This is a genomic window from Huijunlia imazamoxiresistens (assembly GCF_037132455.1).
GTDB classification, from domain to species: domain Bacteria; phylum Bacteroidota; class Bacteroidia; order Chitinophagales; family Chitinophagaceae; genus Flavisolibacter; species Flavisolibacter imazamoxiresistens.
In genome coordinates this window covers 91,424-117,746 of sequence record NZ_JBBBEI010000006.1, presented here as the reverse complement: position 1 = coordinate 117,746, position 26,323 = coordinate 91,424, and the positions used below count along the sequence as shown (strand labels likewise).

Sequence of the window (26,323 nt, the reverse complement as noted above, 5' to 3'; positions counted from 1 at the left end):
GCAGGTGCGGCCTCATCTTTTTTGTAACGGTTGTTTCCGTGCGATCCAGACAGTAGAGTCGGCTTTTTTATCAATGTACCTGAACTCTAAATCTTTGGGGGAACTGTAAATAATGAAGTATTTCATTTTGTAGGCGAACAGGGATCCCGGCTCAATTCCTGACGGGTTCAGGTAAAGTACCCGGTTTTTTACGGTCCATTTGTGGCGGGTACTTTCTTTCGGGTCATCAAAATACGTGGTCATGATGCCTTTCTTATCAAACGTAAAGGAAGAATTCTGATCCCGCCAGGCTCCAATAAGGTTCCTGTGGATCACGCTATCATCGCGCTTCAGTTGTTTTACGCCTATTTGTTTGGAGGATCTGATCCGTTCAAATGAATCGATATCCATCCTATTAATTTGTCCCATGCATAAGGTCGGAAGGAACCCTGCGATAAGTAGCAAGCTGGTTTTCATAAGCGGATAAGCGATTGTAAAATTTTTTAAAACGGTTCCAGCTGTCTAAAAATACTCCCTTGCCCGTAAGTACACGGGCAAGGGAATGCTTATTTTAAAACCAGCGTTCGAAAAACCTCCAGGCGTTGTTCTGGAAAATATTCTGCACGATCACATCGGCTTCCACTTTATTGAAGGCGTTTTTGAGCAGGTGGCCTTTTTCCTTCATGTAATTATGGGCGTGGCGTTCGAGGTATTGCTTCAGGTCACTGTATTCCTCCAGGGTCCAGAAGGCATTCAGCGGGTCTACAATGCCGTCGTAGTCCGATCCCATGGCCAGGTTGTCCCAGGCGGGCAGGCCGTGGTGGTCGAGCAACTCGGCGATGTACTGTACCTGGTTCCACAGCAGCTCGCTGCGGTAGTGCATGATGCGGTTGCGAAACACCGAATTCTTGGTTTGCTTCAGCTTTTCCTCGCTGGCGATCCGTCGCTCGTCGAGCTGCAGGCCCAGGATGCCCTGCGATCGCACCATCTCGATGATCTCGTTGTCGTAAAAATTGATCTCGCCCCGGCTCATGGTGTCGCCCAGGAGCGGGAAGGCAGACTTCTCGGCCCCGAAGTGCGGCAGGCCATTGCAGGCGCCATGGCTGATGATCACCGGCACATTGCCGTAGCGGGTGCGGCGCTGCTGGTAAAACTCGTTGCGGGCCTGGGGACTCAGGTGCTTTACGTCGATGAAGATCCGCTTACCGTCCTTGTTGTCCAGCAAAAGATCCAGCACCTTTTTACCCAATTCCGTAAAGCCGGTGCTCAGCCCGTGGCTCTGGTCGCAATTTTTGGCGGTTACTCCGCCCAGGCTCCTGGAGTGTCCGCACAGCTCATTATAAAAATGGTGCGAAAAGGTGACGAACCAGGGACGGTGGCGGTGCTGCTTCAGCCGGTGCACGTTGTTGATAATGTCCTGGGGCGTGCAGTCGCCCGACAGGCCGCAGTTCAGCACATGCAGGCCCTCGATGGAGGGGATCAGCGCCAGGGTGATGGGATCGTCGCCTTCCTCCGGGTCGTTGACCACCTTTTCGTTGGCCACCATCACTTCTTTGAGTTCCGAAAAATTGTGGACGATGCGGTAAGTATAGGTTTTCCGGTCGATGGTTACCGGGTGGTTGTCCCGGGCCTCCAGGAAGCGGTACTCCAGGTCGAGGTCGGCAAAGTAGTCGTTCATGCCCTGGATGGCGTCCACCCGCTTGTCGCCCAGGCCGGTGGCGAAGTTCTGGGCCAGGTCGCTGAAAAACTTCGTCCCCATCTTGTTGTTGAAAAACCATTTTTCGATGCTGCCCAGCGAAGTCACCAGCACCCACACGCGGCCATGGGCGGCGGCGGTGAGGTTGGCCTGCGAGAACTTGGTCAGGCCGCCCAGGAAGTTGAACAGCTTGTCGCCGACCGTGGGCGGGTTGTAATGCCACATGCTGGTACGGTCGCCGGGGTCGGACGAAGGGGCACCCGGCTGGCGGTTGAAGGATTTGCCTAAAGGCTTGTACGTGGGATGGCAATGAAGATCAATGGAAAAGTCGAACGGGAGCATGACTAAAGTTTCGGTTGAACGTTTTTTTGAGTGGATAAAGTAAAGCAACTGTGGTGAAATAAAAAATACCTGCCGCCTCCTGGTTCATCCAGGGGACTCAGGGAATGAAAGGATCAGGCAAGAAATTTGGAGCGCACCCATTCTTCTGCGGCCGGACTGATACGCGACCAGTTGTCCCGGCTATCGTATACCTCTACCTGCTCGCCCCGGGAAAGCTGCCGGACGACCCGGAAGCTAATAGCTCTGCCGGCACGCACATTTAGTGTATCGGCAATCACTGTTTTGAAGTGTGGCTGCGGGGCGGCCGGACCCTGTTGCAGGTGGTTCATGGCTGCGGTAATGAGCGGGTAAAAATGGGTGGTGGCAGATTGGACGGAATTGCCCTGCAAACCGGGGGCTTTAAAAAAATTCGTTCCGGGACAGGTTTTCTGCAATTTGCTGCGCAGCACCTTGCCTGAGTCTATGTCAGTATGGCGAAAACGCTTGCCTGCGGAATCATACCAATGGTGATACACCACCTGCTGGGCAATGGGCTTCAGCCCGAATTTGATGCATAAGGCTGCATTGGTGTTTACGATGGCGTCTTTTTGTTCCGGGGTCATCGCGTCTCCGCCTTCGTCGAAGTTGCCCAGGCTTTCTATGCAAATAGCTCCTGTATTGGCTCCGAGTATCCCGGCCGGCGTGGTGTCCAGGTTGCGGCACAGGCCAATGAGGCCATCGGGGAAGATGGTAATGTTCTGGCCGATATCGTTCCACTTCCGTGCATTCATATGGTCGTTCCTCATGTTTTCCAGCAGATCCATATGTCGTGGGTTTTCCCGGTTGAAGTGGGTGTAGTTGGGCCTCCAGGTGTGGTGGTTCTGGATAAAGGTAACCTTGCGTTGAAAGGTAGTCTGGCGAAGATACCTGTTGAAGTCATCGAACGTAAAGAGGCGGAAGATACTTTTCGGCATAGCGTTAGTTTTTTAGACGTCTTTGGAAAGCGTGCAGGCAGGCCGGCGCCCCCGTTTGGTAAGGGCTGCCGGCTACCCGGGTGTTGATGTACGGTGACGGATGCCAGGCGTTAGGCTGCCTGTATATTTTCAGATTCCCTGTTTTTAGGTGATAAAAAGTTCCGGATAATGTCCTCGTAAAAGTAGGCGCACTGCCAGTAGTGGCTGTGGGTAAACTTCGAGGGTTTGGGAGAGAACTGGCTGAGGCAGTTGAAGCGGCATTCCACGTTGGTCAGGTTGACGTAGTAATCCAGCCGGCCGCTGACCATATCGTCGCTGTCGTAATAGTTGTTCCACCGGATATCGTCCAACAGGCGTTTGATGGACGAGCCGGTCAGCTTATGCGCCGCAGCGGTCTGGGTCCAGGCGCCCTGCTTGAAGCAGTGGTAATGGTCGACGATCTGCTGCCAGAGATAGAAATTTTCCGGCACCACCTGCCGCAGGAAGAAGGCGATCTTATCCAGCGGGCTGCCGAAGGTGATAAAGCCGTTCAATTGCTCCGACAGGCAGGCGGGAACGCCTTTTTCCAAAAAGCCCTGTTTGGCCAATCCGTCCTGGTCATAGTATTTCAGCTTGCCGGTATTGGCCAGCAGGTTCAGGCGGTTGATGGCGTCGTAGGCGATCTCGCTGCCCAGCGAGTGGCCGGCCACCACCACCGAAGGATAGCAAAGCTCGTTGTCCTCGGTTCTTTCCAGCAGCTCCTGCAGCGTTTGGGTGGCGCCGTCCAGGATCTTTTTCCGTACCGGGAAGAACCTGGATTTTTCATCCGTGACGTTATAGATCACGATATCTCCCACCAGGTTCGATAATTTGTGGATCCGGTTTTCAAAGTGCTTTTTCAGCAGCGACTGGGCGATGTTGCCCACGAAGGGGACCAGGCCGATCACTTTCAGCACCAGCTCGATGATGAAGTTGAGCAGGATAGCGGCTTTCACCACGAAGTTCAGGAACAGGTCGTATTTCCAGGCCACGAACTTGCCGTTTTTAAAAAACAGGCTTTCGTCCTGGAAGCGGATACCCAGGTCTTCGTTGAGGTGGCGGTAGTGTTTCTTGGCACCTTTTGCCACTCCCTGCAGCCAGAGGTTGATGTCGGTCAGGCCGGCCTTGTCCTGGGTGCAGTAGGCCCAGTAGTATTCGTAAAGGTCGATGGTGCGGCCGGGATAGTCAGAATGGCTTATCTGCAGCACGTTCTGGAAGGCTACCTCGCCGTCCCGCTCGATGGTCTGCACCTTATGGGCGGTGGAGATGCAGCCCGGGAACAGCTGCTGGTAGCTTTCCACGAGGCCGCGGGCAAACTGGTCGAGGGTTTCCAGGGGTTGCTGGTGGCCGATGCCGTGGACGACCATGATGGCGGTATTGTGCTTTACCCAGCCGACGGCATGCTGCGAGGTTTCCTTGTCGTACTCCGGCAGGAGCAGGGTTTTGGGGTTGAGAGAGGAGGTATTCATATGGGGTTGTTTTGCGCGATTGAATTCCGGGAACTTCCCTGTATATAGTCGGCTTTTGGCGGTACCAGGGAAACCAAAAGCGTCCATTTTTCCTCCGGAGCTCCCTTCTTCACCGAAAAGCCGCACCCCCCCGGGTTGCTCCTGGAACGATTGGAACCGGAAAAGGACGGCCTCATCCTTTTCCGGTGGTCAATATCCTGATTTTCTTCCATATTTCCATGAGCCGCCTGATGGGTATTTATGCAAGATCCCGGTTTATGGAATTTTACCCGCTTCGCTGTTTTTCTTGACCAGGCCTTTCAGGCTGGTAGCATAACCAATGAGCAGGTAAGGGCTGATCTGGGTCAGGCTCCTATTGGTATAAGCTGCCAGGCGGAAAAACAGGCCGTCATTCTTTTCCTTTAATGGATTGATGAAGGTGTAGGCGTTCAGTTCGAGGCCGAGCACGCCCTTTTCCTTTCTTCCCAGCGGCTGGAACTTATAGGCGGCATCCTTAAATACGGGCCCTTGCCCGGCAATGTATTTCAGTGTGTTGTTTTTATTGGAAAGCGGCCTTACCCCCGGCTCCCAGGACAGGCGCAGGTCCGCTCCTATGTTAAAGTCGGGCCGGTATTCAAACAGCAGCGACAAGCCCTGTGATAAGGAAAAAATGTTGGTGTCATAAATGCTGTCGGCGCGCTCCGAAATGCTGGTATAGGAAAAGGCGGTCCGGTACATTTTCCCTTCCCAGTTGACGTAAATCCTCGAATGGATGGATTTGAACTGGAAGGCGGCCAGCCCGAGGCTGAAACCCGTCTTTATATTGTAATTCCGCACCAGGTCGAAATAGTCGTAAAAAAGCGTATCCTTATTCTGGGCGAATACCTGCGACTTGGCTCCGTTGATGTTGTTCCCGTTTACAAAAGAGGCGTTCAGGTAGGCTTCAAACATCGGCAACCAGATGGTGTTGGCCATCCAGGCGGGCCGCTCGGCCGTGGACAACCGCAGGGGAAAGCGGCTTCTTCCCTCCAGCTGGATGAAATTGTTGTTCAGGTTGTTGTTCAGGCCCAGGAAGTCCAGGAAGGTAATTGCCGTCAGGTAGTCGTACAGCGACCGGCGTCGCAATGCCTGGGCCTGGTTTTGTTGCGGCCCCCCGGCCCGTAGCATAAAGGACTGGTCTTTGACGATGTAGCTGAAGTTTTCGTTCTGGGGCACGTATTCAAAAAGATCTGACAGCCGGATGGAATACTGGTTGACCGAACCGGAATTGACCACGAAATGCTGGTTGGTCCGGACGTTCAGCGCCCTCAGCCCAAAGCTGTTGTTATGCGCCCGAATGGGATGATTGTGTGCTATTCTGCGTCCGGGCCTTTTTCCGTTGGCGGTATCGCTGTAATAGGTGCCGTAGATGGCCATTTTATCCACAGCATTGTTGAAAAATTTAAAAAACGCGGAGTCGAGTATAAAGGCCCCTTTTGTTTTTTCCGTTAAATGGGCCATGACCAGTTTTTTGAATGACCTTCTTTTTCGCCAGGCGATCAGGTAGGGGTCTTTTTCGGCGACCATATGGATCAGGCTGTCCCGTAGCGTAAGCGGCTGCACAGGTTGCCGGCGGATCTGATCCGGATCGGAGCTGTTGGCGTCGGGCACTGCAGATGGCCCCGCCAGGCGGTTGGAAAGTGCCGTAGGTAGGTGCGCCGATACGGCAAGTAAAGCGGTTCTACGGGTTTCCCCGGCGTTGCTGTCAGCGGCCGGATTCAGCCTTTTCTGGTAGCGGACCACTTCATTTCGTACGCGTTCGTAGTTTTCTTCCTTCCGGCCCGGTTGTGCAATCCAGCCGGCGGGTGCCGCCGTATCCGGACGCAGGGTGCCCCGAATCATTTGCCGGCGTGCTTTCAGCCAAATGTTCCGGAGCGGCCGGATCGCTTGCAGGGTCCTGTAGGTGCTCACCGTGTCGTTTTTCAATTTGAATACCCCGCCGATGGCCTGCCGTTCATCCATTTGTTCATAGGCGTCCAGCCGGCTGCGCAAATCAATGAGCTCAGGGCTGTTTTTGTTCTTTATTTTTTGCATAATGCTCATATACAGATCCGACAGCCTATAATCGGCGATCTGTTTTTGGTCCTGTGCCGCAGGGATGCCGGCCACCAGTTGCTTTACAATAACGTCAAATTCCGCGAAGCTGAAATGCTCGTTCAGGTTGATGACCGATTTTACGGTATAGGTGGAGTCGGGGAATTCACCTGCGGGGTGGGTATAGGCCAGGTGAATGTTAAAGTAGCCATTTGTATTCCGGAAGACCTTCAGCTGCACGGGTAATTTACCGGAAAGAGGCAATACCTCGTAATATAATTCGCGGATTTCTTCTTTGGCCGGATCATTATCAGCGTTTTTAAGTCCTGCGGAGTCAGGAGCCAGGTGACCCTGGCCTTGGGCGTAGGTGCTCCACAGTGCAAAAGCAATAAATAAAAATATTCTGGTCATAATAAAAGGTTTGATGAATGAGGAAAAGAAAGCAGAAGACCTTTCGCCTTTTCCCAGGATCGGGGGCTTTAGGAAGGTTGCCGGGATACAGGTGGCCCCGGGCGCGGCTACTATCCTTCGCCGGGGGCTCTCTTCATGAGGACTACCAGGGTCATATCCCCGTTTTTGATTTCTTCCCGCTGTTCTGCCTCCAGGGTCAGGGGCTCTTCGTCCACTTCTTTTGACCAGGAGGCTTTGATGGTATATTTCCCCGGCTTCAGGCTGGTCACCGAAAAGATCGCTGCCTGGTCTTCACCTGCTCTTTCTGCCGGTACCACTTCCCCGGTTTCTTCATGCTCCAAAACAACGGTGGCGCTGCCAAGCCCTATTTCGGCAATGCTGCTGAGTTGTTCTGCCGGCAGTGTGGCCGGATCGGGCTGGAGGTCCAGGGTGATATTTCGTAGCAATACAGGCGCGGTCTGTTTGTTCACCTGCAGATCGGTGGTGCCGCTGACCGGGAGGATCACTTCCTTGAGGCGGTCCATGAAGGCGATCAGCCGGGAAGAGTAAAAGCCGCCGAGAAAGGCAAAAACGATCACCCCCTTGCTGGAACTGATGTCCACAATGTTCTGATCATTAAAAAAGTTGTATCCCAGCACGATGGAAAGGGTGCAGAGCGGTGCATACAGAAGCTTGGCAAACTGGTAAGGAATCTCGCTGCTGTCGAAAATGGTACGGGCATTTCCCGGCTCCGTAGTACTGTTGCGCCCTACCATTCCCAGGTTGAATAAAATGCTGGCCAGCACGCCAAATAGCGACCAGAAGATGATCTCGAAATACACCTCGGGGCCAACGAGCCAGAAGTACGACTGTACCCTCAAACGAAGGGTGCCCAGGTAGCTGATAGCCTCCAGCTGTCGGGCGGCGTACAAGTCAGGACGTATTCTGCTTATCTGCAGTGGATCAACCTTGTTGTTGAATTGGTTTTGAATATAGGAAATCACCTTTTCGCTTTTCCGGCGCAGGATGCCGTCGGGGGCTTCTTCCGCCTGGTTCACCGAGTCCAGGTAGATGGTGTTGATGTGTTGCAGTTGCCCTTTGTCCAGCCGTTCGTATTCATAACCGGCATCCTTATGGATCACTACATGCGAATAAATGTAAAGAAGGCCAAGGGCCGTGAGAAAAATAAACAGGAGCCGGAACCATTCGTGTTCCCGGTATTTTTTAAATTCCATGAAAGCTGCTGGTGCAACGGGTTTAGTTTCGTGGTTCATAAACAGAGGTTTTAGGTTGGGAAAATGGTTAGGCGATGAACTTGGTGCTGACCCACTCCTCGGCATTCAGGCTGATACGCGACCAGTTGCTGGCGGTATCGAATACTTGCACTTCCGTGCCCTGGAACAGCTGTCGTACTACCCGGAAGTTGGCGCCGCTTCCGGCGCGTACGTTCAGTTTGTCGGCGGTTACTCTTTTTCGCTGCGGCTGCACCGGGGAGACGGGACTGCGCTGCAGCGCCTGCATTGCCTGGGTGATGAGGGGATAAAAATAGGTGGTGGCAGATTGAATGGTATTGCCTCGCGGCGCACCCGCACCCCTGAAGAAATTCGTTCCGGGACAGGTTTTCTGTAAATTATGACGTAGCACCCTGCCGTTGTCAATGTCCACAGGTGAAAAACGCCTGCCTTTGGTATCGTACCAATGGTGATAGACCACCTGGTGGGGAACCGGTTGTAACCCGAACTTGATGCATAAAGCGGCATTGGTTTTAACGATCGCGTCTTTTTGTTCAGGGGTCATCTGGTCGCCGCCTTCGTCGAAGTTTCCCAGGCTCTCGATACAGATGGCACCTGTATTGGCTCCGTATATGCCGGCAGGCGTGAGGTCCAGGGCCCGGCAAAGTCCGACCATTCCATCGGGAAATATGGTAATGTTCTGCCCGATATCCTGCCAGCCACGGGTATGTATATGCGCATGACGCATGTTTTCCAGCAGGGTCATGTACTGGGGAGCCTTATGGTTAAAATGGGTGTAGTCGGGCCTCCAGGTGTGGTGGTTCTGCACGAAGGTGATCCTACGCCGGAAGGCGGTCTGGCGGAGGTACCTGTTGAATTCGTCAAAGCTGAAAATGCGGAAGATGCTTTTAGACATAGCCTATGATTTAAACATTGATGGAAAATGGGAAGAAGGGTTGGTTGACAACGGAAGGGGACACATGGGCTGCCGGCCGTCAATGGCGCAGGCGTTTACCGGGCGTCCTGAGGATCAATGGGGACGGATAAAGTATGAGGAAGCGCTTATGAAAGTATATCAGAACACGCCAACGTCTGTTACCGGTAAATACCTTTTTTATTCAATCAAAAGCTTTAGGAAGACGGGAAACAGGATATCGGTATTTTCTGGCCTGATATTTTTCTTATTTCTGAAGAGCTGCTCCAGAGCGGCTAATCTTTATGAACAGCCCAGCCACCTTCCAGCGTCACGCCTTTCTTGAGCGCCTTTCCCAGGAGAAAGCCTGGGATGTGCTGGTCATTGGCGGCGGGGCCACCGGCCTGGGCATCGCCGTGGATGCGGCCGCCCGGGGGTACGCCACCCTGCTGCTGGAAGCCGAGGACTTTGCCAAGGGCACCTCCAGCCGCAGCACCAAGCTCATTCATGGCGGCGTACGCTACCTCGCCCAGGGCAATATCCCCCTGGTATACGAAGCCCTGTCCGAAAGAGGCCTGCTGCTGCACAATGCCCCCCACCTGGTGCGGCGGCAGCGGTTCATCATCCCCTGTTACCGCCGGTGGGACGTAGTGCAATATTATGCCGGCTTAAAGCTGTACGACTGGCTGTCGGGCCGCCGCAGCCTGGGGGCCTCGCACTATATCGGAAAAAGGGAAGTAAAGCGGCGCCTGCCCAACATCAGCGCCGCCGGCCTCCGGGGCGGCGTGGTGTATTACGACGCGCAGTTCGACGATGCCCGCCTGGCCATCAGCCTGGCGCAGACCTGCGCCGACCGGGGCGGCGTCCTGCTCAACTACTGCCCCGTACAGCGCCTGCTGAAAGACAGCGTGGGCAAGGTCTCCGGCGTGGTAGCCCGCGACCGTGAAGAAGAAAGGGAATATGAAATAAAGGCCCGGGTGGTGATCAATGCCACCGGCGTGTTTGCCGGCGACCTGCTGGAGCTGGACGAGCCGGGCCGCGCCCCGCTGGTAAAGCCCAGCCAGGGCGTGCACCTGGTGCTTCCCCTTTCGTTCCTGGGCGAACAGGACGCCCTGCTCATTCCCAAAACCCCCGACGGCCGCGTGGTATTTGCCGTTCCCTGGCACGGCCGGCTGCTGGTGGGCACCACCGATACGCCGCTGCTGCACTTTTCCAGCGAGCCCGTGGCCCTGCCCGAAGAGATCGACTTTATCCTGGAAACGGTGGCCCCCTACCTGGAACGGCGGCCCTGCCGCACCGATATCCTCAGCGTGTTTGCCGGCCTGCGCCCCCTGGCCTCCCCCCAAAAAGGAAAGGATGTGACCAAAAATATTTCGCGGGAGCACCGCATCAGCCTCAGCCCTTCGGGACTCGTCACCATCACCGGAGGCAAATGGACCACCTACCGGCGCATGGCCCAGGACGCGGTGGACGTGGTGGCGAAAACCGGCGCCCTTCCCCCACGGAAGTGCACCACCCAGAAATTGCGGCTACACGGCGCTGCTGCCGCCCCGGCCGAAGGCCACCTGGAGCTTTACGGGAGCGATGCCACTGCCGTGCAGGCCTTAATGGAAATACAGCCCCCGCTGCGCCGGCGCCTGGTGGAGCGCCTGCCGTATACGGAAGCCGAAGTGATATGGGCGGTGCGCCACGAAATGGCCCGCACGGTAGAGGATGTGCTGGCCCGCCGCCTGCGCCTGCTGTTCCTCGACGCCCGTGCCGCCCTGGAAGCGGCGCCCCGGGTGGCGGCGCTCATGGCGGCCGAACTGGAACGTCCTCCCGACTGGCAACAGGCACAGGTAACCGCTTTTGCCGGGGTGGCGGCGCATTACATCACCTGATTGCTTCTGCAGGAAGCGCCGGTGTTTCCTGTTTCTTTTTCCTTTTGTAAGGCTTCAGCAGCCGCCCGATCCACACGCCCACCAGCAGGCCGGGAAGGATCCACAGCACCCACGTAAAGCTGCCCAGGGAAAAATTTACGACGATAAAGGCCGTCAGCGCAGCGGCAAAGGACCCGCCCATGCGGGCGCCATGGGTCAGCAGCCAATGCTGTTTGTCCCCCGGGCGTACAAAATAGCCCCAGATGTCCATCAGCCCGTGGGCCAGGCAGACGGAGCCGAAAGTGAACGGCACCAGGCCCCAGGCGCCCCGCTGCTGAAACCAGCCGAGGCTGAAGAGGAGCAAGCCCAGCCCGAACAGCACGCCCGAGCCGCTGATCAGCCAGTCGAGGCCTTTGGCCTTTTGTCCCAGGTGCGCCTGCTTGCGGTAGAGCGCCCGGTAACCCGAGCACGCCAGGAAGTAGCTGAAAAAGCCTACCATGAACAGGAAAGGAATTTGTTTGACCAGCGAAAGAGCGGTAGCCGTCAGGAATACGCCGGTCATACCGGCGAAAAACAGTTTGCCGGTCAGGCGGTGCCGGCGGCCGCCTTTGCGGTTCCCCATAGACAGGAAGCCGGTAACCAGGGCCAGGAAGCCCGAAACAATATGGAGCAGCAGCAGGGTGGAGGTAAGGGTGGCCATGATCGATTTTTTGTGCGGAGAAAACAAAATATGGGTGTCCGCACAAAGATGCCGATGGCAGCAGGCCTGCTCCAAACAGAAGGGACGAACTGCCCGCCCAAGGGGCGAATGGCAGGGCAAAGGGACCGTTTACAGGGCCCCGGGCTGTACGGCAGGGCTCTTCTGCTGCTGCAGGTGAAAGCGGAGGGCGTCGTTCAGGTTGCGCGAAACCGGCACCGTTTCTTCGGCATGCTGAAGGTGCAGCTTCAGGCCCTGCGCATTGCCGCTGACACGTTCCACCCGTTTCAGGTTCACCAGGTACGAGCGGTGGCACCGGAAAAACTGCGGGTAGTCGTCCAGGGCCTCCTTTGCTTTCTTCAACGTACCCCTCAACACCTTTGATGCCAGCCGGTCATGGACCTCGAAAAACACCTTAATATAGTTGTCGGCCGAGGAAATAAAGTAGATGCTGTCCACGGGCACCTTCAGCACGTCGTTCTGGTTGTCGCCGGTGAGGGTGACGAAGGTTCCTTCCTGTGCCGCCACCGGCGGTGCGTCCTTCAGGTCCAGGTCCATCACCAGGGCATCGGTCTGGTTGCGGCGCAGGAGCAGGATATATTTAATCAGCACGATGATCGTTACCGGGAAGAGGCCGACGACCGTGGTATCATACAAAAAGTCAAAAATGGTCAGGAAAGACATATTGCCGCGGTACAGCAGGTAGGTGATGGCCATGTTGGTAAAGCTGATGGAGAAAACCTGCCAGGCCATCAGCAGCAGCTCCCGGCCCAGGGTCCAGCGCTCCTCCACGAACCACCTGGGAAAGACCACCGGCAGCAGGTAGGCGTTCAGGGCGGCGGTGGCAAAGGTGCCCAGCCCGTAACACAAGGCATGCAGGAAAAAGTAAGGCGTCTTTACGGTACTCAGTTCAAAAGGCCGGTAGAGGTAGATGATCAGGAAAACAATGAACCCCGCAATCAGCGGAAACCGCCAGCGGGCGGCCGGCAAGGTCAGCGGGAAGGGTTGTTGCAGTATCATGTTGGCATAGGATTGTTCCATATAAAATATACTAATTTCCGGCCATGTATGGGGCGGTACAGCTCCAGATTTATGGTTCGTCTTCCTGTTCCAGGGCCGCAAATAGGTCGGGGTAGTCCGTGATCAGCCCATCCACGCCCATCTTTTTCAGGGCCCTCATTTGCGGCAGCTCGTTCACCGTCCAGGGAAGTACGCGAACACCCATCCGGTGGCAGGCGGCCACCACCGACCCGTCCACCAGCGTGTATTCGGGGCTGTAAATGTGGGGAACAAAGCCCAGCTTTTTAAACTGCTCCTCTGGTGTAGCCCGGTCGGGTTCTTCCACCAGCAAAGACGTTTTTACCGAGGGATACTGCCGGTGCAGGTGTTGCAGCGTACGCCCGTCAAACGACTGGATAATGACCCTATCGGTAATCCCTTTTGCTTCGATCACCTGCATGAGCAGGTCGGTAAAGATGGCCGGGCCAGGATGAAACAGGCCGTCGCCTGCCGGCGTGCACTTGGTTTCGATGTTGTATCCGACCGTTCCGCCGCTCAGCTGCAGCCGGGCTTCCACGTTGTCGATCACGGTGGCCAGCAGGGGTTTTACAGCCGCGAGCTTCTGCTGCCCCGGAAAACGGGGATGCGGCTTCAGGCCTACATCGTAGCGGCTGACCTCGTCGTAGGTCATGCGGTAAATGTTGTACTGCCTTTCTTCGGCTTCAGGAATAAACCCGCCGCCGGGTTTGGTGGTAATCTCATGGCTCAAGAAGGGTTCGTGCGACAGCACCACCTGCCCGTCCCGGGTAATCACCGCATCCATCTCCAGGGTGGTAACGCCCAGCTGGAGGGCATGCAAAAAAGCAGGGAGCGTATTTTCGGGCATCAGGCCCCGGCAGCCGCGGTGGCCTTCCTGGTCAAAATCGGGTAGCATGGAGGTGGGTTTTGGTAAAGACGCCTGCAAGCAAAATAGGAAATAACGCGCAATTGCCCCTTCCATAGCCCCGTTGCAAATATTTTTAGCAAACTTTGCCTAAGGATATTGGCTTTTTTGCTATGTTAGCCCCCTTCAACACCAAAATCAATCACTATGCAGGTAATCCTCCTGGTGCTGTGCGGACTCGTGCTGGTCGCCATCGCGCTGATCTACCAGTTCCGGCCGCGGCCGAACAACAACCTCTTTGTGCTTTCCACCAAGCTCGACACGCTGTTCGGGGCCCTGGACAAGATCAGCGCCAACCTCCGCGAGGATTTTAAGGCAAACCGTGAGGAAAGCGCCGCCCTGGCCAAGGAGAACCGGCGCGAGCTGAACGATACGCTCCTGGTCTTCAAATCCGAAATGGCGGGCACCCTGCGGGCCATCACCGAACAGAACGCCCGGGCGGCGGAACTGGTGAACCGCACCCTGGAGGAAAAGATCTCCGCCCTGGTGGACAAGGTGGAGGCGAACAACCGCGCCAACCGCGATACCATCACCGCCAGCCTCAAAGAATTCTCCCTGGACCAGCGCCTGAAGTTCGACGAACTGAAGGCCGAACAAAAGGAACTGGCCACCCGCACCCTGCTGCAGCTGGAAAAGATCACCGCCAAGGTGGAAGAACGCCTTACCCACATGAACGAACAGGCGAAAACCGACGGCCACCTGATGCGGCAAACGCTGGAAGCTTCGTTCAAGGGTTTCCGTGAGACCTTCACCCAGAGCGTGGAATCCATGAACGGCCTGCAGCGCGAGAAGTTCGGCCAACTGGAGGCCCGCCAGGCCGAGCTGGTGCAGAAGACCGAGGAAAAGCTGGAAAAAATGCGCGAAACAGTGGACGAGAAGCTGCAGAAAACCCTCAACGAGCGGCTGGGCCAGTCGTTCGAGCTGGTGAGCAACCAACTGGAAAAAGTGCAGAAGGGCCTGGGCGAAATGCAGACGCTGGCGCAGGACGTGGGCGGACTGAAAAGGGTGCTGAGCAACGTCAAGATGCGTGGCGGCTTCGGTGAGGTGCAGCTGGAAATGCTGCTGGAGAACGTGCTGGCGCCCGACCAGTACGAAGCGAACGTGAAGACAAAGGCCGGCAGCAGCGACAACGTGGAGTTCGCCATCAAGTTCCCCAACCGCGACGGCGACCGGCAGTATGTATGGCTGCCCATCGATGCCAAGTTCCCCCGCGAGCCCTACGAATACCTGCAAAACGCCTACGAGGCCGGCGACCCCGTGGCCGTGGAGGCCGCCCAAAAGCTGCTGGAGGCGGCCATCCGCAAAATGGCCCGCGACATTTGCGATAAATACCTCGACCCGCCGAATACCACCGACTTCGCCATCATGTTCCTGCCCTTCGAAGGCATCTATGCCGAAGTAGTTCGCAAGGCCAGCCTGCTCGAAGAGATCCAGCGCCAGTGCAAGGTGGTCATTACCGGTCCCACCACCCTGGCCGCCATCCTCAACAGCCTGCAAATGGGCTTCCGCACCCTGGCCATCCAGCGGCGCAGCAGCGAGGTATGGTCCACCCTGGGCGCCGTGAAGAAGGAATTCCAGAATTTCGCCGGCCTGCTGCAAAAGGCACAGCACAACATTCAAACGGGCCTCAACCAGCTGGAAGACGTCGTCGGCGTCCGTACCCGCGCCATCCAGCGCAAGCTCAAAAGCGTAGAAGCCCTCAGCGACAGTGAAGCTAAAGCCTTACTGCCGGAAGGTGAAATCGTGGAGGAGGAAGAATAACGGCGCCTCCCCCTCCACCGGAGGGGGAGGCTGGCCGCCTATTGCTTTACCAGCACCACGAAGCCGTTGGCGGGGATCACCACGTTCAGGCGGGCCTGGGAGGAAAAGAGCGTGCCGCCTCCATTGCCGATATTGCGGCCGCCATAAAGGGCGGCATCGCTGTTGAATACTTCCTTCCAGCCGGCATTGGGAATGCCCAAAAAATCCTTTTGAACCACATAGCCGTTGGCGAAAGGCGTGTTGTTGAAGCTGGCCGCAATGATCACCTCCTCCGCTCCCTTCCAGCGTTTGAACACCAGCACCCTGTTGGTATTGGAAACATGCAGGATGTCGATATTCTGCGTGCGGATGGAGGGAAGGCGGCGACTGAGGCTGATGATATCCTGGTAAAAGCGAAAAAGGGTTTTGCCGCTTTCCTGCTTTTCGACCAGGATATCCTCGCGGTTGTAAATGAATTTGTCGAAGGTGTAGGGCTTCTGCGCCCCCACCTCCTCACCCATGAAGAACATGGGCGTGCCGGCGGAAAGCAGCGAGAGGCCGGCCGCCAGGCGGGCGCGGTTTTCCGCCGCGATGCGGGTGGCGCCTACCAGGGGGGCATAATTAGCGGCCACTACCAGGGTGCGGACCGAGCCCTGGGCATTGCCCGCCTCGTCGTGCGACTCGTGAAAGACCACCCGGTTGAACTGGCTGGCGAAAAGGGAGCCGGAGAAGCGGTCCATCGGCAGGGGTTCGTTGCCGCCCGTGCCGGCCTGTTTCAGCAGGCGCGCCTTGCCGCCGGCCGCATCGGCGTCGCCGACCAGGTTGTGGTAGAATTCGGCATCCCAGGTATAATCAAAGCCCAGCCCGCCCTGTGCCGGCGGTCGGGTGACGCCTTCCCAGCCGGTATGGTCCTCCGCGAACAGCATCACCGTAGGATGGATCATGTTCAGGGTACGGCTCCACTCGCGTAAAAACTTCTGGCCGAAGATGTTGGCGCTGCCCACCGGGCGGCCGTCGGCATGCAGCACGTTGTCGCGGTGGATGGCCTGGGTAAGGTCCACCCGCAGGCCGTCCACATGCATTTCTTCCAGGAGGAAAGCGGCGCTGCTGATAAACTGCTGGCGCACCGCTTCTTCCCAGAACCGGGGCGTATAGCCCGTGGAGCCGTTGTCGATGTAGCCCCCGGTCGGGAAGGGCCTGCCGTCGGGGAACCGGTAGTCGGACGGGTGGCCTTCGAACCAGTAGTAGATATTTTGTTCGTCGTTGTCCGAGTCGTACTTCCATTGCGCCCGGGCGGCATTGGGGTCGTAATGGTTGTACACCACGTCCTGGATGACGGCGATGCCTCTGCGGTGGCACTCCCGCACAAAATGGCGGTACTTGTCCCTTCCCCCGGCGCTGCCTTCCACGCAGAAATGGTGGCTGTCGCCGTAGCCCCAGGACACGTTGCCCGAAAATTCGGCCATGGGCAGCAGTTCCACCGCATTGACGCCCAGCTCCACCAGGTGGTCGAGGAACGCGATGGCGTCGCCCAGGTCGCCGGCGGTTTCCTTGCCGAATCCCAGCGATCCGACGTGCAGCTCGTAAATGACCAGGTCTTCGATGCGGGTGGGCACCGGCAGGCCGGCGGTGAATTCGGTGGCCCAGAATTCTTCGGCGGGGATCAGGTCCGGGGTGAGTCCCGGCCGGGTGGAGGCAAATTTGCGGCGCACCACATCGGGGTCGGTCACCACGCTGCAGCTAACGGTGCCGTCCAGGGTTTCCACGGTGCCGGTCCAGGTGCCGGTATTGGGGTCATTGGGGTTGATGCAGCCCTCGCCGATCTGGTGGCGGGAAAAGATATCGGTGCGGTAAACGGTCTGGCCCTGGGCGGTCAGGATGCGGTACATGTACGGAAGGCTCATGTAGGTGGCAAACGTTCCCGGCGCATCGCCTTCCCAGATGCCATCCAGCCGGAGGCTCAGGGGGATGACGGGCATGGTGGGATCGATCCCTTCGCCGGTATCGGAGATGTAGCCGTTGTTGCGCTCGCCGAAGACCACGTCCACCTGTTGTGCATTGGGCGCCCAGACGGCAAAGTGCAGGCTGGGGACGGGGCTGTCGGGGCGATAGCGCTTGTTGGCGCCCAGCCGCCGGCAATAAGTAAGAAAATACCGCTCCACGCGGGGGGCGGGTCCGTCGGCAATGAGCTGGAATTGCCGGTAGCGGTCGGTGTTGCGGGTATCCTGCAGTTCGGTGGGAATGCCCCAGAAGTTGGTGAACTGCGGTCCGTCGATCACCACGCCCCACTTGAAGAACTTTCCTTCGTCGGCCAGGTCCAGGGACACGGAGGCCGTGAAAACCGGGCAGCCGTCCTCGCCGGTAGTTTCCTGCATCGGGTGCTCGGTCCAGTCATTGGAAAACCGGCCTTCGTTGTCCCAACTGCCCCGTAAGCGGGCGTTTTGGAAGAGGGGTCGTCTTAAGCCGGTGATAAAGTGGAATTCCACAGTTTGCATTGCCATGATATGTTTCTCCTTGTTTTAGGCGGTTTCGCGGCAATAAAGTAGTCCTTCCCTCCTGGCTCTCCCGGGCATTACCTCCCCTGACCGGTAATGCTGATCTACTGCCCGGAATTTCTTGCGCGGCATTTATTACTTTATTTCACCATTTTGATGAGCTAGAAAGATATTAATTGTTTTTAATTCCTTCCAAATTTTATCCGGCAAGGAATAGAAAAATAAGGTTCTTGATAAAAATGGGTGGGTAAAACAAGGGTATGGTAGCGAAGCCCGGTTTGCCGGCAGGAATCCGGAGGACGGTCTTAATGGTTTTGAAAGCTTTATACCTCCTGGCTTCAGGGCCATCCAGGGACTATTTCCTATTTGTTCCCGGGCAGGTTACTACTTTCAGGAGGCGCTCTTCCGGGAAGGTAAGGGCGGAGGGATGGGAATACACTGTTTTCCCATCCCTGGTTTCGGTAGGCCCCGTGCCTTCCAGCAGGCCGTTCATCGTTCGGAGGAAAGCCACTTCGCGTACGCCTGTACGCCCGTTTGCTTTAAAGGTGTATTCGGCAAACAGGGTGTCTCCCTTTATGTAACCGCTGAAAAAGCCCCCCTGGCCTTCCCTGCCGGGGGTGCCGTACAGCAGGGTGCCTTTAATCCCGTTGTCGGCAAAAATAATTTGGAGGTGGATGCTGTCGGGGCTGTTTAGGTAAATGTAGCAGGCCGCATGCCGGGTTTCCTTGTTGTCGGGGTTGCTCGGTGTTTTAAACACCTTCCATTTGCCGCAGGCTGCCAGCAGCGCGGAAAGCAGCATCATTGCCATGAATTTGTATGCCATACGCTATGGTATTTTGCCCGGCCGGGGCAGCGTGCGCCGCAACTGCATCGGGCTGCCGGCAAACGAACCCAGGCCTTGCTTCTACAATGAAAGGGAATACCGGGCCAAATTTGGCGGCATCCTGCCAATGGAAACCGCGTACACGGCCATTGAAAAAACGTTTCCTTGCCCAGGCCGCCCCGGTAAATTCAGGCGGTTCGGAGGTCCGCCTGCCGGTTCACCGGTATTTGTTTTGCGAATGGTAAGGAGTCTGTCTATGTTTGCCGGGGGCGGCCGGTGCCCCGGTTCGTACAGAATGAAGCGTATGGGCAACTTTGAAATTGTTATTTTTTTAATGGTAATTCTTATCAGCCTGTCGGCAATTGCTGATAAGCTTAAGCTGCCTTATCCCATACTGCTGGTGTCGGTAGGATTGTTCATTGGGTTTGTCCCCTTTCTGCCCGACCTTGCCTTGGATCCGGACATCGTTTTCCTGATGTTTCTTCCCCCGCTGCTCTATGATGCAGCGTCCAAAACTTCCTGGCAGGATTTCAAGACCTCGATAAAGCCGATATCGGCGCTGGCCATTACCCTGGTCTTTTTTACGGCTACGGCCGTTGCCGTGGCGGCCCATTACGTTATCCCCGGCTTTAGCTGGCCCTTGTCTTTTTTGTTGGGCGCTATCGTTTCCCCTCCCGATGCCGTAGCGGCCACCAGCATCATCAAGAATCTTGGCCTGAACAAAAAGATTCTTACCATCCTGGAAGGCGAAAGCCTGGTCAATGATGCGTCCGCCCTCATCGCCTATCGCTATGCCCTGGCGGCGGTCTCCACAGGGGCTTTTATTTTCTGGCAGGCCGGGTTGCAGTTTTTATACGTAGCCGGCGGTGGCATCATCGTGGGCCTGCTGATTGGCCAGGTGTTCGTATTGATCCATAAACAAATCAAGCACAATTCCCTGGTGGAGACCAGCTTATCGCTGTTAACCCCTTTTGTTTCCTACCTGTCGGCCGAGCATGTGCATACCTCCGGGGTACTGGCGGTGGTCAGTGCCGGCTTGCTGGTTTCGAGGCATGCCACCGAGGTGTTTACCTACCAGACCCGGATGCGCAACCGGGCGGTTTGGGACACGCTCATCTTTTTGCTCAATGGGTTTGTCTTTATCCTCATAGGCCTTCAGCTGCCAGCCATCTTAAAGGGCCTGGTGGCCTACACGCCGGCAGAACTGATCGGCTATGGAGCCATGATCAGCGCGGTAACCATAGCCATCCGCATTGCCTGGGTGTTTTCCGGAGCGTATTACCCGCTGCTGTTCACCACAAAAAAGCTGGCATCCGGCCTGCCGGCAGCCCAGGAGGAGCCGGAAATTGCCTGGAAAAATGTTATGATCATCGCCTGGGTGGGCACCAGGGGCGTGGTGTCCCTGGCAACAGCGATGGCGCTGCCGTTAACGTTACAGGACGGGAGTGCCTTTCCCCAAAGGGGGATTATTTTATTCCTGGGTTTTGTGGTCATTTTTGTCACCCTGGTGGTGCAGGGGGTTTCCCTGCCCCTGCTCATCCGGCTGTTGGGCGTAAAGCCGAAAGAGGATACGGACCAGGAAAGCAAGGAATTGTTATTGGTGATCGTCACCAGCGTCATCCATTTTATCGAGCAGGACTTCCCCGGGCCATTGGACGATAAGTTAAAGGGGCAAATGAAAAGCCGGTATGAACAGATAGCGGACCAGCTTTCCAGGGAAATAATCCATTTGAAAAAAAGCGGTAACGAGGAAGGCCCCCTGTTATTCTCGCCGCTCAGCCAGCTGCTGTCGGCACAAAGGGAGATAGCGCGGTTCCAACGGCACCTGCTGATAAAGCTGCACAAGGAAGGCCGCTTTAGCGATACGGCCATAAGAAAAATAGAACGGGAATTAGACGTGGAGGAAATGCGGCTGAATGTTTTGGTGGAAAAAGCTAAGGAATAGACCCTCCCCGGATCAATTCCATGATCTGCCGCCGGGCTTTCCTTGATTCCGGAAGGTTTAACAGCATCCATACATGGAACATTTCTTCATACTCGTAATAGTTCAGGTGAATTCCCTGTGATTCGGCCCGCTGTTTCAGCTTCCGTGCATCTGCTGCCAGGATTTCCCGGGAGCCGATGAACAGGGATATTTTTCCCAGTCCTTCCAACGGCCCGTTAACCGGGCTCAGTAAATAGTGATCCGGTTGTGCACTTCCGGCATATGCTTTTCCGGCCCGCTGCAGGCCTTCTATTCCTAAAAATGGATCCAGGGGATCAATAGCGTTGATGTCCGGGTTGGTCAAAGTAATGTCGAGCCAGGGCGAAAGTAAAATGACCTGGTCCGGCTGGGCCACCCGTTCCTCCCTCATTTTCTGGGCCAGTGCCAGCGCAAAGCCTCCTCCCGCCGAATCGCCCATGAGAATAAAGTTGCCGGTCCCCACCTTTGCCACCAGTTCCTTGTACAGCGGAACGACCATGGCGAACGATTCGCTGTAGGTGAATTTTGGCGCCAGCGGGTAATCCGGGGCGGTTATGGTGCATTTCAGTTGTTCCACCAGCAGGGCCAAAAACCTCCAGTGCTGTTTCACAAAGCCCATCACGTAGGCCCCGCCGTGTAAATACAGGATATGCTTGTCGCTGCCGTTCTGTTGGGGAGTTAAGGTAAAAACGCTTTGGCCGTTGAGCCGGGTTTCGGTGACCCTGCAGGAAGCGAAAACTTCCGAAGGGGGCTTTGGACAGGTAAAAAAGTCAAACCTGCCCAGGGAAAACTGCCGCTTCAGGAAGCGCTTCTTGTTAATCAGCCTCAGGAAGAAATAGAATAACTTGCTCCGGTTGCTTGCCACTATCTAAATTTTAGAATGGTAAAGAAAACGATGATCCTGTCTGCTGAAAAAAAGCAGGAACCCTCAATGATCTATGCGGATGCGGCTTTCAGGCAAGCGGAAAGTGTTGCAGCCCGCTTGCCGGCAGCAAGTTCGAACCGCGGCAAAGTTAGCTGTAACCAAGCGATAAACCCGTACCTCCTTTATAAATTACCTTTACCGGTCCATGACACTACCTGGCGTTTAACCCTTAAATTGTAAGGCAATGAAGAAAAATAGTCAAGACAGCAAGCCTGCCGGTGAGTTTTGGCTGCGCCTGGATAATGCCGCCAAAATTTACCCGGCCGTACAAGACCGGCAACTGACTTCTGTTTTCAGGGTGGAGGTGGCATTAAAGGAACGTGTAAAGGCAAAACAATTCCTGGAAGCCGTTCATTTCGTGGAAAACCGGTTTCCCTACTACAAAGTAAAGCTGAACGCAGGGTTCTTCTGGTACTACCTGGAACCTCGTGACTGGCCGATTGCCGTGGAAGTGGATGAGGAACTGCCCTGCAGGGCGTTTGAAAAGAACGAGCTCATGTTCAGGGTACTGGTCAGGGAAAAGAAAATCAGCGTGGAATTCTCCCATATTTTAACCGACGCCACAGGGGCATTCGAGTTTTTGAAAACCCTTGTGTTTACCTATTTTGAAAAGTGCGGTATACCGGCGCCTGCCGGCGTTCCTTTCTTTCATCCCGGCGAAACGCCTGCAGCGGAGGAGTTTGAAGATGCCTATAGCAGGTATTTCAAACGACAGAAGGCGGCGCTGGTAAAGCTACCCAGGGCTTTTCATCTGCCGTTCCCGGTGCAGAAGCCGCTCGGGTTCCATGTATTGACCGCCGTTATTCCGCTGGATGTGATTCTGAAAAAGGCAAAAGAGCACGAGGTGAGCCTGACGGAATACCTTACCGCGGTTTACCTGTATGCGCTCCAGGGTATCTATGAGCAACTGCCGCCGTTTCGAAAACGCAGCAGCAACAAAATCATCCGGATAGAAGTGCCGGTTAACCTGCGGAAAATATATCCGACCCAATCCATGAGAAACTTTTCCCTTTATGTAATCCCCGGCATAGACCTGCGGCTGGGCCACTATACGTTTGAGGAGGTCGTGAAGACGGTTTACCACCTGATGCAGTTGGAAACCGACAAAAAGCTGATCGGAAAAATGCTCTCCCGCAATGTCAGCGGTGAAAAAAATCCTTTCCTGAGAGGCATCCCGCTCTTTTTCAAATCATTGGTCCTGTCCCGGCTCTACGCCCTTGGAACCAGGCAATACAGCGGGGTCGTGACCAACCTGGGAAAAATAAGTTTTGGCCCGGAAACCGACGGACTGATCAACAGGTTCGCCTTTATTCCCCCGCCGCCCAATAAGACCTTAAAGGTCAATTGCGGAGCGGTCGGATTTGGCAATCAATTAGTGCTGACTTTCGGCAATATTACCGGCTCCACGGAGCTGGAACGAAGGTTTTTCAGTTTTTTAACCAGGCAGGGCATCCCGGTAAAACTTATCAAGAACTAAAACTCAGGATCATGGTTTATTGTAATCGTTGCGGCGTAGAGCTGGAGGAGGACATGAGGCATTGCCCTTTATGCGGCGAAGCTGCTTCGGCGAACCCCCGGGTGGAACAGGAGCACGGGACGGTCCCGGCTGATCCGGGGATTGCTCCTTACGGGCACGGAAAAATGGACCGGCCACAGAAAAGGCTTACCTGGGAGATTATTTCCCTTATTCTTTTTTCCGGCATCACCACCTCCTTTATTATCGACTTTGCCATGAACAGGCACATTACCTGGTCGGAATACCCAATAGCCATCTGCCTGATCATCTTTTCCTATGTTTCCTGTTTTGCCTTCTGGAATCAAAGGACCATAGTGGATATAGCGGCCGGCTTTCTCCTTTCTTCGGCTTTTTTATTGCTCATCGATGCGCTCAAAGACGGAATGAATTGGGCAATAGGATTGGGTATTCCCTTGCTTTTTGCCGTTAACCTGGTGCTGATACTGCTGCTTGCCGTTTTCAGGGCAGCGAGATACAAGGGGATGAACCTCATTGCCTATGCTTTTATTGCGGCAGCATTTCTCTGTACCTGCATCGAAGGCCTCCTGTCCTTATTTAAAAACGGTTCGTTTCATTTGTGGTGGAGCCTTATTGTGATGGCCTGCCTTTTTCCCGTTGTTCTGGTGCTGCTGTTCGTGCATTTCCGGTTACGGAAAGGCCGCAGCCTCCACAAGACGTTTCATATGTAGCCGCATATAGCCTGCCGCCGTCTTTAAGGAAGAAACAAAAAACCAGGCGACCGAAATTTTCACCCTAAAGTCAGTTTAATGGCGGGCCCTGCCGCACCAAAATGAGGGATCGATTATTCCGCTATCTTCAGTTCGCTGCCTTTCAATAAGAAATACAGGTTTTGTAACTGATGCAATCCTTTTAACTCCACGCCGATGCGGTGTTTGGAAAAATCAAGCACCCAGAAGTCCGGGTCCAGTTCCATATCGGGACCGGTGCCGGGTTCCGGCTTGTTTTTCTGCCAGATTTTAAAGTAATCATGAAAGGTAAAACCGCATTTTGCCAGCAGTTCGGGCGTAATAGGAATAGGGGAAAAACCATTGGAATGGCTGTCGATGTCCATGCCTTTTCTTATCTGATAGACTTCGCCGGAAGTATCATCCAGGATCCAGTTGCCGATTCTTAATTCCTGCAGGGGTATCATATATTTGTTTTTTAGTTTTTTAATGCTTTTTTCAGTTGCGATCAGGGCTTTCGTTGACCTGCCAATTGGGCCAATGCCTGTTTTTGTCTTTCCACTTCCGTATTTTGCGCCTCCTGGTCCTGTTTGTTGGCCGTTATTTTCCGCTCCATATCCGTTTTTCTTTTTTCCAGGTCATTGCCTTCTTCCTGTAAGCTCCTGTATTTTTTTTCTTCTTTAATCACCACCTCGTTTTGCGCCCGGATCAGGGTTTCCAGGTTATAGGCTTCTATAACGGGAACCAGGCCGTTCAGAAACGTCTTCGCCTGCTCGCGGGTAAGGTACGTTTCGCGCATGGGTGTTGCCGTGGCTTCAGGAGGGATGCCCACCAATAAGTACACCGTGGAGGCGTCCTTTTCGCTTCTGCTTTTCCGCGTTACTTTAAAATACAGGTCCGCATTCAGGGAGTCTCCCTGGGCCAGTTGTGTGTTTCTAAAGGTTTTGAATCCTTTCAGGTCACCTGCCCTGGAACCTTTTTTGGAAAGGTAATCCTCCATAGCCGCATTTACCAGCTCCGCGGAATAAGGTAAGGAGAGAACCGCCGCCGGCTGGGCTGTCTTATTATAGACTACCGTGCCGTCTTCTGCCTGGCCAAAAACAAATCCGGCGCATAACAGGCAGGCGCCTAACATGAAAGATCTTTTCATAATCATTTTTTTAAAAGCGAAAGTGTCCAATGAAAAGCAGATGTAAGGATTGAAACCGGGCAGCAGCAGCGGGGAGGAATGAATACAAGATGCTTTTTGAATAACTGTAATGTACGACTTTTTTCAATAGCCTGCCATTAATATTTCCTGCGGGGTTCCCGCTGAGTCGCCGGCACCTGATTGGGGTGAAGGAAAATGAGGAACGTTTCCCTTGAAGCTGCTTCCCGGTTAGTTATGTCTATGCACTATGCAGCAGGGGCACTTAAGGAACCGGAAAATTGCCGGAACTTTGGTAAAATAGCAGGGAATGGAACAAAAGAGTGATGTAAACGGTCATCCCTTTTACATTAGAATTACCGTTGTTTTATTTGGGCTGATCCTTTTTGTATATATTTTAGACGTGTTGGCAGCTGTGCTGGTGCCCTTAGCCATGGCCGCATTGATCGCTATCCTGCTCAACCCGTTAAACAACAGGCTGCAGCGCAGGCTCCCCAGGATGGTGTCCATACTGATCACTATGTTGCTGGCCTTTCTTGCCATTGGGGGTATGCTTTACTTTCTTTCTTCGCAGATCTATATGTTCAGCAAAAGCCTTCCGCTGCTCCAGCAGAGGTTTGCCATCCTGCTTGCCGATTTACAGCAATGGGTACTGCGGCATTTCGGATTGTCCATAGAAAGCCAGGTTCATGTAGTAAAAAATGCCGTGAATAACAGCCAGCGCTTGTTGACCAATACGCTGGGCACCATATTGGGGACGCTGGGCATCGTTGTGCTGATCCCGGTATATGTCGTCCTTCTTTTGTATTACAAACCTTTGATCCTGAATTTTTTGTTCCTGGTGTTCCTGGAAAAATACTCGCTGCGTGTTGCCGAAATATTGAGCCAGGTAAAAAGCGCCATACAAAGTTATATGATCGGGTTGTTTACGGAAACGGTAATCGTATGTGTGCTGTACAGCATTGCGCTGTTAATCATAGGGGTGCCCTATGCCATCGTCATTGGTGTGATCGGCGGCATATTAAACATACTGCCCTATATAGGTGGTTTGATAGCCATGCTGCTGTCTATACTGGCTGGTACCTTGAATAGCACCGGGTTTTCCACGCAACTGATAATTATCGCTTCCTATGTTTTCATCCAGCTCATTGATAACAACCTGTTGGTTCCCCGGATCGTATCCTCCAAAGTACAGATCAATGCGCTTATTTCATTGATCACCATACTGCTGGGTAGTGCTTTGTGGGGGTTGTTCGGCATGTTTCTTTCCATACCTTTTATTGCAGTGCTGAAAATAGTTTTTGACCGCATCGATGGATTGAAGCCCTGGGGCCTGCTGTTGGGAGATGAAGTGCCGGCAGAGCATATTGGGGTGGTGTGGCAAAAACGCTGGAATCGTATCCTCCATAAACTTCGAACCGGGAGGGCCAAGGAAAAATAACGGGACGGGAAAGTGGGACGCATGCCCTTTTGAAATAAGGAAAGG

23 protein-coding genes are annotated in these 26,323 nt (G+C 54.8%); 8 read left to right on the top strand and 15 right to left on the bottom strand.

Annotated features, from left to right (window positions below):
* Positions 1-12: 12 nt before the first annotated feature.
* From V9K67_RS09470 to V9K67_RS09440, 7 genes are all read right to left on the bottom strand, one after another.
* Positions 13-456: a hypothetical protein gene (locus tag V9K67_RS09470; protein ID WP_336721782.1), complete on the bottom strand. Its 444-nt coding sequence runs from the start codon at positions 454-456 to the stop codon at positions 13-15.
* Positions 457-550: 94 nt separating this feature from the next.
* Positions 551-2,017, bottom strand: a complete 1,467-nt coding sequence (locus tag V9K67_RS09465) for a hypothetical protein (RefSeq protein ID WP_336721780.1) — start codon at positions 2,015-2,017, stop codon at positions 551-553.
* A 113-nt stretch (positions 2,018-2,130) separates the two neighbouring features.
* A complete protein-coding gene (locus V9K67_RS09460; RefSeq protein ID WP_336721778.1) occupies positions 2,131-2,970 on the bottom strand; it encodes an N-acetylmuramoyl-L-alanine amidase in 840 nt (279 codons plus the stop codon).
* A gap of 110 nt (positions 2,971-3,080) precedes the next feature.
* Positions 3,081-4,457 (bottom strand): hypothetical protein, encoded by a 1,377-nt coding sequence (locus V9K67_RS09455; RefSeq protein WP_336721776.1) that lies wholly within the window; start codon positions 4,455-4,457, stop codon positions 3,081-3,083.
* Positions 4,458-4,712: 255 nt separating this feature from the next.
* Entirely contained in the window at positions 4,713-6,920 is a 2,208-nt protein-coding gene (locus V9K67_RS09450) for a hypothetical protein (protein WP_336721774.1), read from the bottom strand.
* Positions 6,921-7,030: 110 nt separating this feature from the next.
* Positions 7,031-8,173, bottom strand: a complete 1,143-nt coding sequence (locus tag V9K67_RS09445) for a hypothetical protein (RefSeq protein ID WP_336721771.1) — start codon at positions 8,171-8,173, stop codon at positions 7,031-7,033.
* 28 nt (positions 8,174-8,201) lie between these two features.
* The gene (locus tag V9K67_RS09440) at positions 8,202-9,047 is read right to left on the bottom strand and encodes an N-acetylmuramoyl-L-alanine amidase (RefSeq protein WP_336721770.1); all 846 of its coding nucleotides are present in this window, start codon (positions 9,045-9,047) and stop codon (positions 8,202-8,204) included.
* Here V9K67_RS09440 and V9K67_RS09435 point away from each other — a divergent pair.
* Together V9K67_RS09435 and V9K67_RS09430 are read left to right on the top strand one after the other, a co-directional pair.
* The gene (locus tag V9K67_RS09435; protein ID WP_336721767.1) at positions 9,034-9,390 is read left to right on the top strand and encodes a hypothetical protein; all 357 of its coding nucleotides are present in this window, start codon (positions 9,034-9,036) and stop codon (positions 9,388-9,390) included. The two genes, V9K67_RS09440 and V9K67_RS09435, sit on opposite strands and share 14 nt — an antisense overlap.
* Positions 9,350-10,924 (top strand): glycerol-3-phosphate dehydrogenase/oxidase, encoded by a 1,575-nt coding sequence (locus V9K67_RS09430; RefSeq protein ID WP_336721766.1) that lies wholly within the window; start codon positions 9,350-9,352, stop codon positions 10,922-10,924. Before V9K67_RS09435 ends, V9K67_RS09430 begins: the two co-directional genes overlap by 41 nt.
* Here V9K67_RS09430 and V9K67_RS09425 read toward each other — a convergent pair.
* The 3 genes from V9K67_RS09425 to V9K67_RS09415 all read right to left on the bottom strand — a co-directional run bounded on the left by V9K67_RS09425 (position 10,917) and on the right by V9K67_RS09415 (position 13,533).
* Positions 10,917-11,603: a cytochrome c-type biogenesis protein gene (locus V9K67_RS09425; RefSeq protein WP_336721765.1), complete on the bottom strand. Its 687-nt coding sequence runs from the start codon at positions 11,601-11,603 to the stop codon at positions 10,917-10,919. The genes V9K67_RS09430 and V9K67_RS09425 overlap by 8 nt on opposite strands.
* A gap of 129 nt (positions 11,604-11,732) precedes the next feature.
* Positions 11,733-12,641, bottom strand: coding sequence for a LytTR family DNA-binding domain-containing protein (locus V9K67_RS09420; RefSeq protein ID WP_336721763.1), 909 nt, complete (start codon positions 12,639-12,641; stop codon positions 11,733-11,735).
* A 49-nt stretch (positions 12,642-12,690) separates the two neighbouring features.
* Complete coding sequence (locus tag V9K67_RS09415) at positions 12,691-13,533, bottom strand: glycerophosphodiester phosphodiesterase (RefSeq protein WP_336721761.1); 843 nt, start codon at positions 13,531-13,533, stop codon at positions 12,691-12,693.
* A gap of 156 nt (positions 13,534-13,689) precedes the next feature.
* Between V9K67_RS09415 and V9K67_RS09410 the strand changes: the two genes are divergently transcribed.
* Complete coding sequence (locus V9K67_RS09410; RefSeq protein ID WP_336721759.1) at positions 13,690-15,303, top strand: DNA recombination protein RmuC; 1,614 nt, start codon at positions 13,690-13,692, stop codon at positions 15,301-15,303.
* Between the two features lie 38 nt (positions 15,304-15,341).
* Here V9K67_RS09410 and V9K67_RS09405 read toward each other — a convergent pair whose 3' ends face one another.
* Complete coding sequence (locus V9K67_RS09405) at positions 15,342-17,783, bottom strand: alpha-amylase family glycosyl hydrolase (RefSeq protein ID WP_336721758.1); 2,442 nt, start codon at positions 17,781-17,783, stop codon at positions 15,342-15,344.
* A 349-nt stretch (positions 17,784-18,132) separates the two neighbouring features.
* Positions 18,133-18,579, bottom strand: coding sequence for a hypothetical protein (locus tag V9K67_RS09400; protein ID WP_336721757.1), 447 nt, complete (start codon positions 18,577-18,579; stop codon positions 18,133-18,135).
* A 355-nt stretch (positions 18,580-18,934) separates the two neighbouring features.
* Here V9K67_RS09400 and V9K67_RS09395 point away from each other — a divergent pair, with 355 nt between their 5' ends.
* Positions 18,935-20,545 (top strand): Na+/H+ antiporter, encoded by a 1,611-nt coding sequence (locus V9K67_RS09395; protein WP_336721755.1) that lies wholly within the window; start codon positions 18,935-18,937, stop codon positions 20,543-20,545.
* On the opposite strand, the gene V9K67_RS09390 is transcribed toward V9K67_RS09395, so the two are convergent.
* The gene (locus tag V9K67_RS09390; RefSeq protein WP_336721753.1) at positions 20,535-21,428 is read right to left on the bottom strand and encodes an alpha/beta hydrolase fold domain-containing protein; all 894 of its coding nucleotides are present in this window, start codon (positions 21,426-21,428) and stop codon (positions 20,535-20,537) included. The genes V9K67_RS09395 and V9K67_RS09390 overlap by 11 nt on opposite strands.
* Positions 21,429-21,443: 15 nt before the next feature.
* On the opposite strand from V9K67_RS09390, the gene V9K67_RS09385 reads away from it, so the two are divergent.
* From V9K67_RS09385 to V9K67_RS09375, 3 genes are read left to right on the top strand one after another with little or no spacing between them, the layout of a single operon-like run.
* Positions 21,444-21,668, top strand: coding sequence for a hypothetical protein (locus V9K67_RS09385; protein WP_336721751.1), 225 nt, complete (start codon positions 21,444-21,446; stop codon positions 21,666-21,668).
* Between the two features lie 4 nt (positions 21,669-21,672).
* Positions 21,673-22,965 carry a hypothetical protein gene (locus V9K67_RS09380; RefSeq protein WP_336721749.1) on the top strand — a complete coding sequence of 431 codons (1,293 nt, stop codon included), beginning with the start codon at positions 21,673-21,675 and terminating at the stop codon, positions 22,963-22,965.
* Positions 22,966-22,976: 11 nt separating this feature from the next.
* Entirely contained in the window at positions 22,977-23,693 is a 717-nt protein-coding gene (locus V9K67_RS09375) for a DUF6320 domain-containing protein (protein WP_336721747.1), read from the top strand.
* Between the two features lie 113 nt (positions 23,694-23,806).
* Here the strand turns inward: V9K67_RS09375 and V9K67_RS09370 are convergent, their stop codons facing one another.
* Both V9K67_RS09370 and V9K67_RS09365 read right to left on the bottom strand, forming a co-directional pair.
* Positions 23,807-24,157, bottom strand: a complete 351-nt coding sequence (locus V9K67_RS09370; RefSeq protein ID WP_336721746.1) for a hypothetical protein — start codon at positions 24,155-24,157, stop codon at positions 23,807-23,809.
* Between the two features lie 41 nt (positions 24,158-24,198).
* Positions 24,199-24,840: a hypothetical protein gene (locus V9K67_RS09365; RefSeq protein ID WP_336721745.1), complete on the bottom strand. Its 642-nt coding sequence runs from the start codon at positions 24,838-24,840 to the stop codon at positions 24,199-24,201.
* Between the two features lie 307 nt (positions 24,841-25,147).
* On the opposite strand from V9K67_RS09365, the gene V9K67_RS09360 reads away from it, so the two are divergent.
* Positions 25,148-26,278: an AI-2E family transporter gene (locus tag V9K67_RS09360; protein ID WP_336721743.1), complete on the top strand. Its 1,131-nt coding sequence runs from the start codon at positions 25,148-25,150 to the stop codon at positions 26,276-26,278.
* Positions 26,279-26,323: the final 45 nt, after the last annotated feature.

Bases quoted from the DNA above. Each gene is read 5' to 3' on its own strand.
- V9K67_RS09470 (WP_336721782.1), bottom strand. From the start codon at position 456: ATGAAAACCAGCTTGCTACTTATCGCAGGGTTCCTTCCGACCTTATGC.
- V9K67_RS09465 (WP_336721780.1), bottom strand. From the start codon at position 2,017: ATGCTCCCGTTCGACTTTTCCATTGATCTTCATTGCCATCCCACGTAC.
- V9K67_RS09460 (WP_336721778.1), bottom strand. From the start codon at position 2,970: ATGCCGAAAAGTATCTTCCGCCTCTTTACGTTCGATGACTTCAACAGG.
- V9K67_RS09455 (WP_336721776.1), bottom strand. From the start codon at position 4,457: ATGAATACCTCCTCTCTCAACCCCAAAACCCTGCTCCTGCCGGAGTAC.
- V9K67_RS09450 (WP_336721774.1), bottom strand. From the start codon at position 6,920: ATGACCAGAATATTTTTATTTATTGCTTTTGCACTGTGGAGCACCTAC.
- V9K67_RS09445 (WP_336721771.1), bottom strand. From the start codon at position 8,173: ATGAACCACGAAACTAAACCCGTTGCACCAGCAGCTTTCATGGAATTT.
- V9K67_RS09435 (WP_336721767.1), top strand. From the start codon at position 9,034: ATGCTTTTAGACATAGCCTATGATTTAAACATTGATGGAAAATGGGAA.
- V9K67_RS09440 (WP_336721770.1), bottom strand. From the start codon at position 9,047: ATGTCTAAAAGCATCTTCCGCATTTTCAGCTTTGACGAATTCAACAGG.
- V9K67_RS09430 (WP_336721766.1), top strand. From the start codon at position 9,350: ATGAACAGCCCAGCCACCTTCCAGCGTCACGCCTTTCTTGAGCGCCTT.
- V9K67_RS09425 (WP_336721765.1), bottom strand. From the start codon at position 11,603: ATGGCCACCCTTACCTCCACCCTGCTGCTGCTCCATATTGTTTCGGGC.
- V9K67_RS09420 (WP_336721763.1), bottom strand. From the start codon at position 12,641: ATGGAACAATCCTATGCCAACATGATACTGCAACAACCCTTCCCGCTG.
- V9K67_RS09415 (WP_336721761.1), bottom strand. From the start codon at position 13,533: ATGCTACCCGATTTTGACCAGGAAGGCCACCGCGGCTGCCGGGGCCTG.
- V9K67_RS09410 (WP_336721759.1), top strand. From the start codon at position 13,690: ATGCAGGTAATCCTCCTGGTGCTGTGCGGACTCGTGCTGGTCGCCATC.
- V9K67_RS09405 (WP_336721758.1), bottom strand. From the start codon at position 17,783: ATGGCAATGCAAACTGTGGAATTCCACTTTATCACCGGCTTAAGACGA.
- V9K67_RS09400 (WP_336721757.1), bottom strand. From the start codon at position 18,579: ATGATGCTGCTTTCCGCGCTGCTGGCAGCCTGCGGCAAATGGAAGGTG.
- V9K67_RS09395 (WP_336721755.1), top strand. From the start codon at position 18,935: ATGGTAATTCTTATCAGCCTGTCGGCAATTGCTGATAAGCTTAAGCTG.
- V9K67_RS09385 (WP_336721751.1), top strand. From the start codon at position 21,444: ATGGTAAAGAAAACGATGATCCTGTCTGCTGAAAAAAAGCAGGAACCC.
- V9K67_RS09380 (WP_336721749.1), top strand. From the start codon at position 21,673: ATGAAGAAAAATAGTCAAGACAGCAAGCCTGCCGGTGAGTTTTGGCTG.
- V9K67_RS09375 (WP_336721747.1), top strand. From the start codon at position 22,977: ATGGTTTATTGTAATCGTTGCGGCGTAGAGCTGGAGGAGGACATGAGG.
- V9K67_RS09370 (WP_336721746.1), bottom strand. From the start codon at position 24,157: ATGATACCCCTGCAGGAATTAAGAATCGGCAACTGGATCCTGGATGAT.
- V9K67_RS09365 (WP_336721745.1), bottom strand. From the start codon at position 24,840: ATGAAAAGATCTTTCATGTTAGGCGCCTGCCTGTTATGCGCCGGATTT.
- V9K67_RS09360 (WP_336721743.1), top strand. From the start codon at position 25,148: ATGGAACAAAAGAGTGATGTAAACGGTCATCCCTTTTACATTAGAATT.